Annotated in this window: 11 protein-coding genes and 3 pseudogenes; 9 read left to right on the top strand and 5 right to left on the bottom strand. The window is 72.1% G+C overall.

Annotated elements, in window-relative coordinates:
- Positions 1-23: 23 nt before the first annotated feature.
- Complete coding sequence (locus ACZ6Q9_RS00295; protein WP_393450004.1) at positions 24-656, bottom strand: response regulator; 633 nt, start codon at positions 654-656, stop codon at positions 24-26.
- Positions 653-1,852 (bottom strand): sensor histidine kinase, encoded by a 1,200-nt coding sequence (locus ACZ6Q9_RS00290; RefSeq protein WP_396827058.1) that lies wholly within the window; start codon positions 1,850-1,852, stop codon positions 653-655. The genes ACZ6Q9_RS00295 and ACZ6Q9_RS00290 overlap by 4 nt, the downstream gene beginning before the upstream one ends.
- 179 nt (positions 1,853-2,031) lie before the next feature.
- Here ACZ6Q9_RS00290 and ACZ6Q9_RS00285 point away from each other — a divergent pair, with 179 nt between their 5' ends.
- From ACZ6Q9_RS00285 to ACZ6Q9_RS00255, 7 genes and pseudogenes are all read left to right on the top strand, one after another.
- On the top strand, positions 2,032-3,102 hold the full coding sequence (locus ACZ6Q9_RS00285; protein ID WP_393449998.1) for an ABC transporter permease: 1,071 nt from the start codon (positions 2,032-2,034) through the stop codon (positions 3,100-3,102).
- Entirely contained in the window at positions 3,099-3,779 is a 681-nt protein-coding gene (locus ACZ6Q9_RS00280) for an ABC transporter ATP-binding protein (RefSeq protein WP_396827060.1), read from the top strand. The genes ACZ6Q9_RS00285 and ACZ6Q9_RS00280 overlap by 4 nt, the downstream gene beginning before the upstream one ends.
- Positions 3,780-3,921: 142 nt before the next feature.
- Positions 3,922-5,475 (top strand): ArnT family glycosyltransferase, encoded by a 1,554-nt coding sequence (locus tag ACZ6Q9_RS00275; protein ID WP_393449992.1) that lies wholly within the window; start codon positions 3,922-3,924, stop codon positions 5,473-5,475.
- Positions 5,476-5,614: 139 nt separating this feature from the next.
- Entirely contained in the window at positions 5,615-7,075 is a 1,461-nt protein-coding gene (locus ACZ6Q9_RS00270; RefSeq protein ID WP_393449989.1) for a hypothetical protein, read from the top strand.
- A 150-nt stretch (positions 7,076-7,225) separates the two neighbouring features.
- Positions 7,226-7,603 carry an SCP2 sterol-binding domain-containing protein gene (locus ACZ6Q9_RS00265; RefSeq protein ID WP_393449986.1) on the top strand — a complete coding sequence of 126 codons (378 nt, stop codon included), beginning with the start codon at positions 7,226-7,228 and terminating at the stop codon, positions 7,601-7,603.
- Complete coding sequence (locus tag ACZ6Q9_RS00260) at positions 7,600-9,633, top strand: amylo-alpha-1,6-glucosidase (protein WP_393449983.1); 2,034 nt, start codon at positions 7,600-7,602, stop codon at positions 9,631-9,633. The genes ACZ6Q9_RS00265 and ACZ6Q9_RS00260 overlap by 4 nt, the downstream gene beginning before the upstream one ends.
- A 226-nt stretch (positions 9,634-9,859) precedes the next feature.
- A pseudogene (locus ACZ6Q9_RS00255) lies at positions 9,860-10,594 on the top strand (class I SAM-dependent methyltransferase); the annotation flags it as partial.
- A gap of 232 nt (positions 10,595-10,826) precedes the next feature.
- On the opposite strand, the pseudogene ACZ6Q9_RS00250 reads toward ACZ6Q9_RS00255, so the two are convergent.
- Both ACZ6Q9_RS00250 and ACZ6Q9_RS00245 read right to left on the bottom strand, forming a co-directional pair.
- Positions 10,827-11,099 (bottom strand): annotated as a pseudogene (locus ACZ6Q9_RS00250) (endonuclease domain-containing protein); the annotation flags it as partial.
- Between the two features lie 75 nt (positions 11,100-11,174).
- Positions 11,175-11,462, bottom strand: a pseudogene (locus tag ACZ6Q9_RS00245) (hypothetical protein); the annotation flags it as partial.
- A gap of 446 nt (positions 11,463-11,908) precedes the next feature.
- On the opposite strand from ACZ6Q9_RS00245, the gene rox reads away from it, so the two are divergent.
- Positions 11,909-13,333, top strand: coding sequence for a rifampin monooxygenase (gene rox, locus ACZ6Q9_RS00240; protein WP_393262600.1), 1,425 nt, complete (start codon positions 11,909-11,911; stop codon positions 13,331-13,333).
- Between the two features lie 182 nt (positions 13,334-13,515).
- On the opposite strand, the gene ACZ6Q9_RS00235 is transcribed toward rox, so the two are convergent.
- Positions 13,516-14,292, bottom strand: a complete 777-nt coding sequence (locus ACZ6Q9_RS00235) for a TioE family transcriptional regulator (protein WP_396827063.1) — start codon at positions 14,290-14,292, stop codon at positions 13,516-13,518.
- A gap of 88 nt (positions 14,293-14,380) precedes the next feature.
- On the opposite strand from ACZ6Q9_RS00235, the gene ACZ6Q9_RS00230 reads away from it, so the two are divergent.
- Entirely contained in the window at positions 14,381-15,553 is a 1,173-nt protein-coding gene (locus ACZ6Q9_RS00230; RefSeq protein WP_396827065.1) for an erythromycin esterase family protein, read from the top strand.
- The last annotated feature ends 105 nt before the right edge of the window (positions 15,554-15,658 follow it).

Genomic DNA, 15,658 nt, shown 5'->3' with positions numbered 1-15,658 from the left:
CATCCCCCGACGTCGCCCGCCGGTCAGCGGCGGATCAACCCGCGGGCCCGGGCGGCGGCGACGGCGGCGGTACGGGAGTCGACCCCGAGCTTGCCGTAGACGTGGACCAGGTGCGTCTTGACGGTGGCGTGGCTGACGTGCAGCCGCCTGCTGATCTGCTGGTTGGACAGCCCGTCGGCGACGAGCTGGAGGACCTCGGTCTCGCGACGGCTCAACGCGGTGCCCGGGGCACGCATCCGGTCCATCAGCCGGTGGGCGACCGCGGGGGCGAGAGCCGACCTGCCGGCGGCGGCGGCGCGCACCGCCGCGGCGAGCTCCTCGGGCGGGGCGTCCTTGAGCAGATACCCCGACGCGCCGGCCTCGACCGCGGCGAGGATGTCGGCGTCCGTGTCGTACGTGGTCAACACCAGCACGACCGGGCCGCCCGCGCGCGCGGTGATGGCGGCGGTGGCCTCGGCGCCGTGCATGCCCGCACCGAACTGCAGGTCCATCAGCACCACGTCCACCCGGTCCGGTTCGGCGAGCACGACGGCCTGCTCTGCGGTGGCGGCCTCGGCGACCACCTCGAGGTCGGGTTCGGTGGCGAGGACGGCGCGCAGGCCGGCCCGGACGACCGGGTGGTCGTCGGCCAGCAGCAGCCGGATCGGATCGCTCATGCGCCCACCGGTGCCCCGTCGTACGGGTGGGCGAAGGCGACGGTCAGCGCGGTGCCCCGGCCGGGCGTCGACTCCACGGTCAGCGTGCCACCCAGTTCCTCGGCCCGCGCCCGCATCGCCGCCAGCCCGAACCCGCCGTCACCGCGACCGGCGACGGCGCCGGGGTCGAAGCCACTGCCGTCGTCGACCACGGCCAGGACGACGCCGTCCTTTTGGTATCGCAGCGTCACCTCGACACGGGTCGCCCCGGCGTGGTGCACGACGTTGGCCAACGCGGACTGGGCGATGCGCAGCAGCGCCACCTCGTGGGGAGTCGGCAGGCGCACCGCCGTCCCGTCGAGGTCACAGTCCACCGCCAGCCCAGAGCGGGCGGCGGTCGTGGCGCACAGCCGCCGCAGCGCCGCCGGCAGCGAGCCGCCGTCGAGCCCGGGCGGCGCCAGGGCACGCACGAACCGACGGGCCTCCACCAGGTTGTCCTGCGCCGTCCGGCGGGCCTGCTCGACGTGGTCGCCGGCGACGTCCACCCGCTCCGGCAGGGCCCGCTGGGCGGCGCGCAGCAGCAGTTGGATGCTGGACAGCCCCTGCGCGAGGGTGTCGTGGATCTCGCGGGCCAGGCGTTCGCGTTCGGCCAGGACGCCGGCGGCGTGCTCGGCGGCGGCCAGCTCGCCGCGGGTGGCGGTCAGCTGCTCGATCAACCGCCGGCGGTGTTCGCTCTCCCGGTACAACGCCTGGTAGCCCAGCACCGTGCCGACGGAGACGGCGGCGCCGAGGACCGGCCCGAGCACCACGCCCGGTGTGATCGCCCCCTGGTGGGCGACCACGCCACCCACCGCCGCCGCCGTCGTCGCCGCCACCGCGACGATCCCCCACCGGACCGGCAGCAGGTGCAGGTGCAGCAGGAACAGGGGGAACGCGAGCCACACCCCGTCCGGGGTCAGGCCGAGCAGCACCAGCCACCCGACGGTCAGCGCCGCCAGCCACGCCGCCGCCGCGCGACGGGACCGGCGGACCGGCGGCAACGCGGCACCGACGGCGTAGCCGACGGCCAGCGCCGCCGACACGGCGAGCACGGCGGCGCGGTGCGGGGCCTGCCCTGCCAGGGCACGTCCGGCGACCACCACGAGCAGACCCCCGACCAGCAGGTGCAGGCAGACGCGCAGCACGCGCAGCGGCCGGGTGAGCGATTCCGGGTTCACGATGACTCCAGGCTAGGGCGTGCACGGCCGCCGCCATCAACCAAAGGGTTGATCCTGACGTGCGCACTTCGACGCCACCGGCACGATCCGCGGCGCGATGCCGACCGGCGTGGATCGGGCGAGGGTTGGTGCCGGGCCGCCACCGCGGCCCCGCCCACCAACGGAAGGTTGCTGCGCTCGTGTTCGTCGCGTGGAGAGATCTGCGGTTCGCCAAGGGCCGGTTCGCCCTGATGGGAACGGTCGTGACGCTGATGACGCTGCTGGTCGTCCTGCTGTCCGGCCTGACCGCCGGGTTGGGCCGGGACAGCACCTCGGCCATCACCGACCTGCCCGCCGACCACCTGGTGTTCTCCGCTCCGGCCGACGGGCAGAAGCTCTCCTTCACCGAGTCGACCGTCACCCGGGAGCAGTGGCTGCGCTGGCGGGCCGTCCCGGGGGTGCGCAGCGCCGCCCCCCTCGGCATCACCACCACCAGGGTCAGCGCTGGCGACCGCACCGCCGCGCTGTCCGCGTTCGGCGTCGCGCCCGACTCGCACCTGGCCCCCGGCGCCGTCGCCGCCGGGCAGGCCGTGCTGTCCGAGGGGGCGGCCGAGGCCCTGGCCGCCCGGCCGGGCCAGGACGTGGTCGTCGGCGGTCGGCGACTGACCGTCGCCGCGGTGGCCGGCGACGCCTCCCACAGCCACACCCCGGTCATCTGGACCGACCTGGCCGACTGGCAGCACCTGGCCCCCGGCGCCGCCGACGACTCCGCCACCGTCATCGCGCTGACCACCGCCCCCGACGCCGACCTGGCCGACGCCGACCGGCAGCTGGACACCCGCACCGTGACCCGTACGGCGGCGCTGTCCGCGATCGGCTCGCACACCGCCGAGAACGGCTCGCTCCAGCTCATGCGCGGCATGCTGTTCGCGATCTCCGCCCTGGTCATCGGCGCGTTCTTCACCGTGTGGACCATCCAACGCGGCCCCGACATCGCCGTGCTGAAGGCGCTCGGTGCCACCACCGGCCACCTGCTGCGCGACGCCCTCGGGCAGGCCCTGGCGCTGTTGCTCGCCGGCACGGCCGTCGGCACCGGGCTCGCCGTCGCGATCGGCGCCGCGGCGGCCGGCGCCGTGCCGTTCGCGCTCACCGCCGGATCCGTCCTGCTGCCGGCCGCCGTGACGATCACGCTCGGCGCGGCCGGCGCCGCCCTCTCCGTCCGCCGCATCACCTCCGTCGACCCGCTGACCGCCCTGGGGAGTGCCCGATGAGCCTCGACCTGTCCGACGTCACGCTGACCTACCGCGACGGGGACACCCGCCTGACCGCGCTCGACCGGGTCAGCCTGAGCGTGCCGGCCGGCACCACCACCGCCGTCATCGGCCCGTCCGGATCCGGCAAGTCCAGCCTGCTGGCGGTGGCCGCCACCCTGATCACCCCCGACTCGGGCCGGGTCGTCATCGCCGGCACCGACACCACCGGCCTCAGCCGTCGCCAGACGACCGCCCTGCGACGCGCGAAGGTCGGAATCGTCTTCCAGCAGCCCAACCTCATCGCCTCGCTGACCGCCGCCGAACAGTTGCAGGTGATCGCCCACCTCAGCGGCGGTTCCCGCCGCGCCGGACGCGACCGCGCCGCCCGGTTGCTGGCCGCGGTAGGGCTGACCGGGCAGGCCGACCGCCGCCCGCACCAGCTCTCCGGCGGGCAACGCCAGCGGGTCAACATCGCCCGCGCCCTGATGAACGACCCGGCGGTGCTGCTCGTCGACGAGCCCACCAGTGCGCTGGACCACGAGCGCGGCGCGGCGATCATCAACTTGCTCACCGAGCTCACCCGGCAGCGCGGCACCGCCACCGTCCTGGTCACCCACGACCGGGGGCATCTCGACCGCGTCGACGAGGTCGCCGAGATGGTCGACGGCCGACTGCGCGTCCCGACGCGGACCTGACCCACCGCGGGAAGCCGGCGCCGCCGGGGGCGGATGCGGACCGCCGAGCGGGTACGGCCGGGTTCGACGAGGGCACGGACCCACGCGGGATCCACCCCCGACGGGGCAGCGCGGGCCGGCCGTGCGGGGCGATGATGTGCGGATGGCCGATCCCGTCGCCGATGTCGCCGCCCGGACACCCCGCCGCGCGACGCCCGCGGACGACCGTCCCCGCCCACGTGGTCCCCAGGCCACCGGCCCCTGGGCGGTCGCGGCGGCCACGACGGCAGTGCTCCTTCTGCTCTCCGGCCGCTACGGCTACCACCGCGACGAGCTGTACTTCCTGCTCTGCGGCCAGCACCTCGACTGGGGCTACGTCGACCAGGGCCCCCTGGTCCCGGCGCTGGCCCGGCTGACGGACACGATCGCCCCGGGCAGCCTGGTGGCGCTGCGCACCCCGTCGGCGCTGATCGGCGGCGCGGCGGTCCTGCTGGTCGCCGCGATCGCCCGCGAGTTCGGCGCCGGGCGAGGCGCGCAGACCTACGCCGCGTTTCTCGCCGCGACCGCCGGCATCGTCCTCGCCGGCGGTCACCTGCTCAGCACCACCAGCGTCGACCTGCTGGTCTGGTTGGCGGCCGCGCTGGGCACGGTGCGGATGCTGCGCACCGGGGACAGCCGTTGGGCTCTTGGCGTCGGGCTCGCGCTCGGCGTCGGCATGCTCAACAAGCTGCTGCCGGCCCTGCTCGCCGTGGGCCTGCTGGCCGGGCTCCTGATCGCCGGGCCGCGGCCGCTGCTGCGCGACCGGTGGGTGCTCGCTGCCGCGGCCGTCTTCCTGCTGCTCGCCGCGCCGACCGTGGCATGGCAGGCGGCACACGACTTCCCGCAGCTGTCGGTGGCCGCCTCGATCGCCGGCGGCGACAGCTCCTACAGTGGCCGGCTCGACGCGCTCGTCCTCCAGGTCGCCATCATCAGCCCCTTCACGGTGCCGATCTGGGTCGCCGGGCTGGTGACGCTGCTGCGCCGGCCGGCCTGGCGGGCTTACCGGGCCGTCGGGTGGGCCTGGCTGGTGGTGGTCGCCATCGTGCTGCTCGCCGGCGGCAAGGGCTACTACGACGCCCCGCTGCTGCTGGTGCTCACCGCCGCCGGGGCGATCGTCACCGCCGGCTGGGCCGCCCGGGGTCGCGTGCTGCCGCGCCGGGCCCTGCTGACCGTGGGCGCCGTGCTGACCGCTGTCAGCAGCGCGGTGCTGCTGCTGCCGGTCCTGCCCGCCGACCGGCTGCCCGGCTTCGTCGTCGCGGCCAACTACGACGCCGGCGAGACCATCGGCTGGCCCGCCTTCGCCGACTCGCTCGCCACCGTCCACCGTGGCCTCCCCGCCGACCAGCGGCAGCGGGCCGTCATTCTCACCGCCAACTACGGCGAGGCCGGCGCCGTGGCCCGGTACGGCCCGGCGCGCGACCTGCCGCTCGCCTACTCCGGCCACAACAGCATGGCCGCCTTCGGCCGCCCGCCGGAGACCGCGGACGTGGTGCTCGCGGTCGGGTTCACGCGGCCGGACCGGCTGCGCAGCTGGTTCTCCGAGGTCACCCTCGCCGGCCGGGTGGACCAGCGGGTCGAGGTCGACAACGACGAGAACGGCGGGCCGATCTGGGTCTGCCGCGGCCTGCGGCGTCCCTGGGCCGCGATCTGGGACACCGAGGTACGCCACCGCGGCTGACCGGCGACCGGGGCCCGCTCCGGCGACTCACGGCCCGTACGCCCGCGTCGGGCCCGCTCTGCGCCGCGCAACCGGGTAGGGCAGAGTGGCACCCGACGACCGAGGACGGCCCGACGGGCCGGGCGGAAGGATGGTGGCCGTGGAGGGTCCGACCGGGGTGGTGTTCCCCAAGACCGACGCGGGGCGCAGCACCTCCGCGCTCGGGCGGGCCGTCGTCGCCGACGCGCTGCGTGCCGTCGACGCGGTCGGCGCGCGCTCGGCCGAACACGAGACGAACTGGCGGCACGGATACCTCGGGCACTTCCGGCGGCTCGTCGAGGCCGGACTACTCTCCCGCGACGCCGCGGTCACCATCGCCCGGGACGGGCTCGCCGCGCTGCACCGCCGGATGACCGTGGTCCGCGCCGACGGCACCGAGATCGGCCTCGGCGAGGTGTTCACCACCGCCACCGACGTCGCGCCGCTGCACACCGCGACGGTCGCCGGCACCGGTGAGGTCGAGCGCGAGCTGTCCCTGCCGTACCGGGGCCAGCGGCTGCGCGGCGACGACCTGCGCCGCCGGCTCGACGCCTGGGTCACCGCCGGCGTCGTCGAGCCGTCCTGCGCCGAGGCCGTACGCGCCGTCATGGCGAACCCCGACTGGCTCGACCTGCGCGACCAGCGCATCGTGGTGCTCGGCGCGGGCGCCGAGATGGGCCCGCTGCCGTCCGTGCTGCGCTGGGGCGGCGACGTGATCGCCGTCGACCTGCCGCGGCCGGAGATCTGGCGGCGGCTGCTGCACACGACGCGCCGCTGCGGCGGCCGGCTCCACCTGCCCGTGCCCGCCGGGACCGGCCCCGACGACGAGGCGCTGGCCGCCCGCGCCGGCGCCGACCTGCTGCACAACCTCCCGCAGGTGGCCGACTGGCTGCTCGGCGTCGACGGCCGGCTCGTGCTCGGCAACTACGTCTACGCCGACGGCGCGACCAACGTCCGGGTCGCCACGGCCGTCGACGCGCTCACGCTGCGGCTGCAGGACCGTCGCGACGACGTGGCGCTCGCCTTCCTGGCCACCCCCACCGACGTCTTCGCCGTCCCCGGCGACGCGGTACGCCACGCCGAACGGGGCTACGCGGCGCGCGGGATCGTCCGCCGGTCGCTGCGGGTCGCCTCCGGGGGCAGGCTCCTGCACCGCAACTACCCGCCGGGCGTCGACCCTGGCGTCAACGACAGCCTCGTCCCCCAGCAGGGGCCCAACTACGCGCTGGCGAAGCGGCTGCAACGGTGGCGGGCGACGGTGGCCCGTGACGCCGGGTCGACCGTGTCGTTCGCGGTGGCGCCACCCACCCGCACCCGCTCGGTGCTGCGCAACCGCGCGCTGGCCGCCGCGTACGCGGGCGCGCACCGGTTCGGCATCGAGGTGTTCGAGCCGGCGACCAGCAACACGCTGATGGCCGCGCTGCTGGTGCACGCCCTGCGCACCGGCGGGCCGTCGCTGCCGCACCCGTGGCAGGACGAGGCGTACGCCGCGGCGCACGGCGGCCTGTGGCGGGTGCCGTACGCCCCGCGCAGCGCCCTGGGCCTCGCTGTCCTGCTGGGCTTCGGGGGCGCGCGCCCCTGACCGCTTCCCGCGGCGGCCCACCGCTCCTGGAACCGCGACCGCGAGCGGCGCGGGGAAATCATCCGATCCGGGTGATGCGGCCATGCCTCGCTCCCGGTCAGGGTGGGTACGCGGCTCATCCTGGCTCGGCACCACCGGAGGGAGGCGGACGTGTCGGATCCCACCACGAGCTTCTTTCAAGCGCTCGCCCGTCGCGGCCACGAAACCCTCGTCGAGGAAGCCACCGCGACCATGCGGTTCGACCTCACGCACGAGCACGGCGTCGACCGCTGGTTCGTGGCGATCGAACAGGGCGATGTCCACGTTTCGCGGGATGGGGGCGAGGCCGACTGTGTCTTCTACGGCAGCCGGGCCACCTTCGACCGGATCATCGATGGCCAGTTACAGATATACCCTGCGTGGTTGCGCAACGAGGTCAGAACGGAGGGCGATGTCCGGCTGTTCCGCATCTTCAATCGGCTCCTACCGGCACCGCCCGGAGCCCGTCACCCTCGGGATTTCGGCCGTGAGCGGAGACGTGCGGCATGAGCGACGGTCTCGTCCGGCTGCTGGACGGCAACACGTTCGTGGTCAGCGAGGAGACGGGCGACATCGACGCGTCCCCCACCTTCCCGACCGGTTTCTTCTCGTTCGACACGCGTTTCCTGTCGAAATGGATCCTGTCCATCAACGACGAGCGAGTCAAGGCGCTCACCGTCGAGGAGGTCGAATTCTTCGAGAGTCGAATGGTCGTCGTCCCGGCCCTCCCCAATCCGCTCGTCGACGTCGGTGTTTCGGCCGTTCGCGACCGCTCCATCGGTGGAAGCTTCACCGAGCGGCTGACGGTGATCAACCACGAACCCGAGCCCGTCGACCTGCGGATCCGGATCGACGTCGAGAGCGACTTCGCCGACCTTTTCGAGATCAAGGACGTGCGGAACAAGTCCGGGACGTACTACACCCGGGTTGATGCCGGGTGCCTACGTCTCGGCTATCAGCGGGAGGGGTTCTGCCGGGAGACCCTGGTCTCGTCCACTGTGCCGGCCCGACTCGACGAGCAGGGGCTGACGTACCACGTTCGGCTCGGACCCCACGGTCAGTGGACCACCGAGCTGCACGTGCAGGCGCTGGGCCTGGGCGGGCGCGACCTTCGGGAGAGCCTGGAGGGCAGACCCGGTCGGGCCCGAGCGGAGATCCGGCAGGACCTGGCCGACTGGCTCGCGGAGGCACCCCGCCTCACCTGCGACTCCCCCACGTTGGCGATGACCTACCGGCGCAGCCTGGCCGACCTCTCCGCGCTGCGTTTCGCGCCGCTGACCGCCGGCGCACATGCCATCCCCGCCGCCGGCCTGCCGTGGTTCATGGCGATCTTCGGCCGGGACAGCATCCTCACCAGCATCCAGGCGCTGCCGTTCGCGCCCGACCTCGCCGCCACGACGCTACGCATGCTTGCCCTGAGGCAGGGTGTCGTCCTGCACGATTTCCGGGAGGAGGAACCGGGGAAGATCCTCCACGAGTTCCGGTACGGGGAGACGACCGCGTTCGAGGAGCAGCCCCATTCGCCGTACTACGGCAGCGCGGACGCGACGCCTCTCTACGTCATCCTGCTCGACGAGTACGAACGGTGGACCGGCGACTCCGCCACGGTTCGGCGTCTCGAACGTTCCGCGAGAGCCGCCCTGAACTGGATCGACGAGTACGGCGACATCATGGGCGACGGCTACGTCTGGTACCAGCGCCGCAACGAGCTCAACGGGCTGGAGAACCAGTGCTGGAAGGACTCCTGGGACTCGATCTCGTTCCGGGACGGCCGGCTGGCCGGCCTGCCCCGGGCGACGTGTGAACTACAGGGCTACGCCTACGACGCCAAGATCCGCGGCGCCCGCCTGGCCCGCCAGTTCTGGCACGACCCCGCGTACGCCGACCGCCTCGAACAACAGGCGGCCGAACTCAAGGAACGCTTCAACCGCGACTTCTGGGTCTCCGACGGCGAGTACTATGCCCTCGCCCTCGACGGCGACGGCCGCCAGGTCGACGCCCTCTCCTCCAACATCGGCCACCTCCTGTGGAGCGGCATTGTCGACGGATCCCGAGCTGGAAAGATCGCCGAACACCTGCTCGGCCCCCAACTGTTCTCCGGCTGGGGCGTACGCACCCTCGCGCAGGGGCAGGGACGCTACAACCCGATCGGCTACCACGTCGGCACCGTCTGGCCGTTCGACAACTCCTTCATCGCCTGGGGGCTACGCCGCTACGGCTTCCACCGGGAGGCCGGGCACATCGCCGAGGGAATCATCGACGCTGCGGAACACTTCGACGGGCGGCTGCCCGAGGCGTTCGGCGGCTACGAGCGGACGTTGACCAGATATCCCGTGCTGTACCCCACGGCGTGCAGCCCACAGGCGTGGTCCACCGGCACCCCCCTGTTGCTGCTGCGCACCATGCTCGGCATGGAGCCACGCGGCGAGCACCTGGTGACCAGACCGGCCGTGCCCCCGAGCATGGGCCGGATCGAACTGCTCCACATCCCCGGGCGGTGGGGCAGAGCCGGTGCCCTCGGACGCGCCCACCCGAATTGACCCTGACCCGCGGCAGGGCGCCCGCCGGGCCGCCGCCGACGACAACGCCCGTGGCGCTGGTCGACACCCGCTACGTCGGGCTCACTCGACGCGCTGTCCGACACGCAGGACGCTCAGGTGACGGCGTGCTGCCCGGCGTCTATCGCTCTCGATCCAGGGCGGCGAGGCCAGACCACGCGCGGCGTGGGATGGTGACAGTCAGGGAGGCAGCGACATGTCCAGCGGGCAGTTGTACGACACCATCGGAGCCACTTACACCGTGACGCGGCGCACCGAGCCGCGGATCGCCGCAAGGATCTGGGCCGCGCTCGGCGATGCGCGGACGGTACTGAATGTCGGGGCCGGCACCGGCTCCTACGAGCCCCCCGACCGTGACGTCACCGCGGTGGAACCGTCGGCGCTCATGCGGGCGCAGCGCCCCGCCGGCGCAGCGCCGTGCGTGGCCGCCGCGGCGGAGAGCCTCCCGTTCGAGGACCAGTCCTTCGACGCCGCGATGGCTGTTTCCACCGTTCACCACTGGCCGGACCCGATCGCCGGGCTGCGCGAGATGCGGCGCGTGGCCCGCCGCGTGGTGGTGTTCACGCATGACGCCAGTGACACCGGATGGCGCCGCCGGTTCTGGCTCACCCGCGACTACCTACCCGAGGTCGCAGACCTTCTCGCCGGCCGACCTTCGCTGACCGAGCAGGCCCGCGCGATCGGAGCCCGCGTGGAGCCGGTGCTCATTCCGTGGGACTGCGCCGACGGCCTCTTCGAGGCCTACTGGCGTCGGCCCGAGGCGTACCTGGATGATCACGTACGCCGCGGAGTATCGGTATGGGCCAGAGTCGGCACGGAGGCCGAGCAGCGGGCCGTGCGCAGCCTCCGTGCGGAACTTGTCTCAGGCCGGTGGGCCGAACGCAACCGCGACCTCGTCGCTCTCGACGCAGCAGAGCTCGGCCTTCGCCTGCTCGTAGCCTGAACCCCGCCGCAGACTGGCGGTCGGCTGGGTTTCGAGCCATGAGCGGGCTGCTGCACTGCAATGGCCGTCTTGCGTGGCACCTGCATCTGGCGGTCCTCGGGCGCCGAGTCGGCGGTCTGGTGCTGCGCCTGTCGCTGCGCGGGCCCAGCCGCGGATGCGGCCGGGGTGATGTCGGGGCCGAGGGCGGCGGCGATCTCGGCCGCCGTCCCCCAGTGCGTACCGCCCCGCCAGATCACGCTTCCATCGCTGGGCTCGATTCCGGCATGAGCGACGCGTCCCGTGCGAGGAGGTAGCGGGCAGCCGCCATGAGTTCCTCGGGCGAGTCCTGGAACGCGCCGAGGCCAACGTTGCACTCGGTGCAGAGCAGGCCGCGCACCCGCCGGGAGTCGGGGCAATGGTCCACGACGAGGCGGAACGGCTCGGAGTTCGGCGTCCCGTCAAGTCTTGGCCGGCCTCGGGACCTGACCCTTAGTTCGCTCTCGTGTTTGCCGCAGATGACGCACCGGTAGCCCTGGGCCTTCTGTTACACAAGAACAGTCATTATGATGTGCGTCCGGTTTGCCGGCCTTGTCCGCATGGATTATCGGATTGCCATTACCGATAATCCGATAATCCGACCCGGGCGGCTCTGCGACGGGCGCAGGCGCTCGACCTCGTCGGCGGTCTTGGTCCAGACGAACGGGCGTGGATTGCTGTTCCAGTCGGTGGTCCACGCCCGAATGTCGGCCTCGAGGCTCTGGACGCTTCTGTGGGCGCCGCGGCGGATCTTCTGTTGCGTAAGGTAGCCGAACCAGCGTTCGACCTGGTTGATCCATGAGGATCCGGTCGGGATGAAGTGCAGGTGGAAGCATGGGTGCCGGGCGAGCCAGGCGCGGATGGTCGCGGTCCCGGTCCGCCTCGGGAGCAGCCAGGATCAGACCGTCGACCGTGACCGGAACCAGCCGGACCGCCACGCCGGATTCGCCCTGCAACCGCCCTGGCCCGTTCGGAGTCGTGATCACGTGACGGGGAAAGGACTGGACGGGATGATGCTCGGCTTGTAGCTTGCAGTTGCCCGTGACACCGCCCGAGGAGGTGAGACCCCATGAACGCTGTATCGATGTGGGTGCTCCCCCTTCCCGTCACGGTCGGGCGATTGACGTAGGTGTCGCCGGGAGCGCCTTGCCAACAAGGCACTCCCGAAGGGCAACACCGATGCACTCTTCGCAGTTCACCGCCGAGCCGTCGTCGACCGATACGGTCGAGCGCGACTCCACCGTGGGCGACGTCCCCGGACTCCCATTGCCGGCCGCCGGCGCCGATCGCGCGCCCCTCATGTTCGACGTGATCATTGCCGGGTGCGGGCCGACTGGTGCGGTGCTGGCCGCCGAACTGCGGCTGCACGACGTGCGGGTACTCGTCCTGGAGAAGGAAACCGAGCCCGTGTCGTTCGTCCGCATAGTCGGTCTGCATGTTCGCAGTGTCGAGCTGATGGCAATGCGCGGACTGCTGGAGCGCATTCTCGCACGCGGAAGACAGCGTCCGGCCGGCGGCTTCTTCGCCGCCATCAACAAACCCGCGCCCGAGGGCCTGGATTCCGCGCACGCCTATCTGCTGGGCATCCCGCAGCCGGTCATCGTTCACCTGCTCGAGGAGCATGCGATCGAACTGGGTGCGCAGGTCCGGCACGGTTGCGCGGTGGCCGACTTCGAGCAGGACGACGACGGTGTGACCGTCGAGCTGGCCGACGGGGAACAGCTGCGTTCGCGCTATCTCGTCGGCTGCGACGGCGGGCGCAGTACGGTGCGCAAACTGCTCGGCGTCGGCTTCCCCGGCGAGCCCTCGCGGACCGAGACGCTGATGGGCGAGATGGAAGTGGGGGTGCCGCAGGAGGAGATCGCCGCCAAGGTGACCGAAATCGGCGAGACCGACAAGCGATTCAGCCTCAGGTCTGCAGGTGTTGGGGTCTATCGCGTCGTGGTCCCTGCCGCGGGAGTCAGCGATCGTGCGGAACCGCCCACCCTCGAGGATTTCAGACAACAGCTGCGCGCCATCGCCGGAACCGATTTCGGCGTTCACTCCCCACGCTGGTTGTCCCGCTTCGGGGATGCCACCCGGCTAGCCGAACGTTATCGGGTCGGGCGGGTGTTGCTGGCCGGCGATGCGGCACACGTCCATCCACCCACCGGCGGACAGGGCCTCAACCTGGGCGTTCAGGACGCATTCAACCTCGGCTGGAAACTGGCCGCACAGATCCGCGGCTGGGCGCCGGAGACACTGCTGGACACCTACCAGGCCGAACGTCATCCGGTCGCCGAGGACGTGCTGGACAACACCCGCGCCCAGATGGAACTGTCGTCCACCGAACCGGGCCCGCAGGCCGTGCGCAGGCTGCTCACCGAACTGATGGACTTCGACGAGGTGAACCGCTATCTGATCGAGAAAATCACCGCGATCGGCATCCGCTACGACTTCGGCGAAGGCCCCGACCTGCTCGGCCGCCGCCTGCGCGACATCGACGTGAAACAGGGCCACCTCTACGGTCTGCTGCATCGCGGCCGCGGCCTGCTGCTGGACCGCACCGAACGCCTGACCGTCGGCGGCTGGTCGGACCGGGTCGATTACCTCGGCGATCCCACTGCGGGACTGGATGTTCCGTGCGTCCTGCTACGCCCCGACGGCCACGTCGCCTGGATCGGCGACGATCAGCAGGACCTGGACGACCACCTCTCCCGCTGGTTCGGTAAGCCCGCCAACTGATTACGCCTGCGCAACCGAAATGAAGCCGACGCTCCCGTCGGCTCTGCTGGGCTGCCGACGTGCGTTCGGTCATACCGCGTTCGAGGCCGCGCGTAATCGGCCTCGTGCAGGTAGGGAGAGGTCGTGTCACGAGCGAGCACCGGTCGGGTCCTTCGATCCGGCCGAGCGCCACGGCTACCGCGTCAACGATCCGGAACTGGTGGCAAGTCGGCCTGGCTCCGGGCGGGGTCCGGTCGGCAGCCGAGGTAGGCGTCCAGTGCTGCGGCACCGGTGAGCATGGCGCGGCTGCGGGCCGAGAGGCGGGCATGCCAGTCGCGCAGCATCGATTCAAGGGGCGCGACGCCTCCGGCGGAGCGGACTTGAACGATCAGCGGGGCGATCTGCTCCAGCAGGTAGCCGCCTCGTCTGAGCTGGTGGACGAGTAGGGCGTCACGCACGTCGGCCGCGCTGTAGACCCGGTAGCCCGTCTGCGGGTCGCGGCGCGGTTGCACCAAGCCGGCGCGTTCCCATTTACGCAGGGTGGCTGGGCGGATGCCCAGCCTCCCCGCCAGGGGCCCGACGAACGTGTCGCCGCGTTCCTGCGGTACGGGACTGAGGTCACGAAGCGCGGCTTCGACGGCCTGGAGGGTGCGGCGGTCGTCGAGAAGCTGGGCGTGACTTTCGTCGACGAGCCGCAGCGCGTCCTCGGTCGCGTCCCGGTTGATCGCCTGCATGATCGCCGTGGCGGTCTGGTGGCCGTGCCCGGCCACGAGGGCGAGGAACGCGCGCAGGGCGTGCGCGTGCAGTGACGTGTAGGTGCGGTAGCCGTGCGGGGTGCGTTCGGCGCCCGGAAGGATGCCGGCCGCCTCGTAGTTCCTGATCGCCTGCGTGGACAGACCGTGCCGGCGCGCCAGGTCAACCGGCCTGAGCTGTCTGCCGTTTTGAGGGTTCTGCCGCACTGTCCCGCCGATGTCGCGCATAACTTTCAACCGTCGGTTCAACGATACCGTTTAAGGCATGATCACCGGTATCACAGACACCGCTCATGTCGTTGACGCTGCCGCTGTCATGGGGCTGCTTCCGGCTCGGCCCCGACTGCTCGCCTTGGGCGAGCCCACCCACGGCGAGGACGCCCTGCTCGACGTGCGAAACGAGCTCTTCCGGCAACTCGTCGAGCGGGAGGGTTACCAGACGATCGCTGTCGAGAGCGACTGCCTGATGGGCCTGGTCGTGGACGACTACGTCGCCTCGGGCATGGGCACCCTCGACGAGGTCATGGAGCGCGGCTTCAGCCACGGGTTCGGCGCGTCCGCGGCCAACCGCGAGCTGGTGAGCTGGATGCGCGCGTACAACGACGGACGGTCCGCGTCCGAGCGGCTGCGCTTCGCCGGTTTCGACGGCCCGCTGGAGATCACCGGCGCCGCGAGCCCCCGGCAGGCCCTCACCGCGCTCCACGCCTACCTCACCGCCTGGGTTGACGCCGACCTGCTTCCCTGCACCCCGGAAACGCTCGACCGCCTGATCGGCGCCGACGACCGGTGGACCAATCCCGCCGCGATGCTGGACCCGTCCCAGTCCGTGGGGCAGACGCCCGAGGCCAGACAGCTGCGGCTGCTCGCCGACGATCTGGTAGCCCTGCTCGACGCGCAGACGCCACACCTGATCGCGGCGTCCTCACCCGACGACTGGGACCGGGCACGCATCTACGGTCGTACCGCCACCGGGCTGCTGCGGTACCACTTCTGGATGGCCGACACGTCACCGAGCCGCATGGCGCGGCTGCTGGGCGGGCGGGCTTCGATGATGGCCGCCAACCTGCTCGCCATCGCCGAACGGGGCCCGGCGCTGGCGCACGCCCACAACGGGCATCTCCAGCGGGACAAGAGCAGGATGCAGATGGGCGGCCTGCCGGTGCGATGGTGGAGCGCCGGCGCGATCGTCAGCGCCCGACTGGGCGAGGGGTACGCCTTCCTGGCCACGGCCCTCGGCACGATCCGCCACCGCGGTGTGGACACTCCACCCCCGGACACCGTCGAAGGGCTCCTGTACGCGCTCCCGGAGGACCGATACGTCGTCGACGCCCGCCGGCTGGTCGTCGCCCTCGACGACGTGACGCCCGCGCCCCGCGTGTCCCCCTGGTTCGGCTACGCCCCGCTCGACCCGGCCCACCTGGCAAGCAATGACGGGATCGTGTTCGTCAAGGACGCCCCTGCGGGGCAAACGTGGTGGCCGGTGACGTGAGCGTCGGCAGGTTCTTCCGGAAGCCGTCCAGCTAGGTCTCGATGGTCTGCGTGTTACGCGACATGTGCGGTGCCACCTCGTCCTCGGCGGGCCTGCCCCTACGGC

Source organism: Micromonospora sp. NPDC049139 (assembly GCF_055586845.1).
Note: the sequence above shows the minus strand (reverse complement) of the source record. Positions and strands in the feature narration are given on the sequence as shown.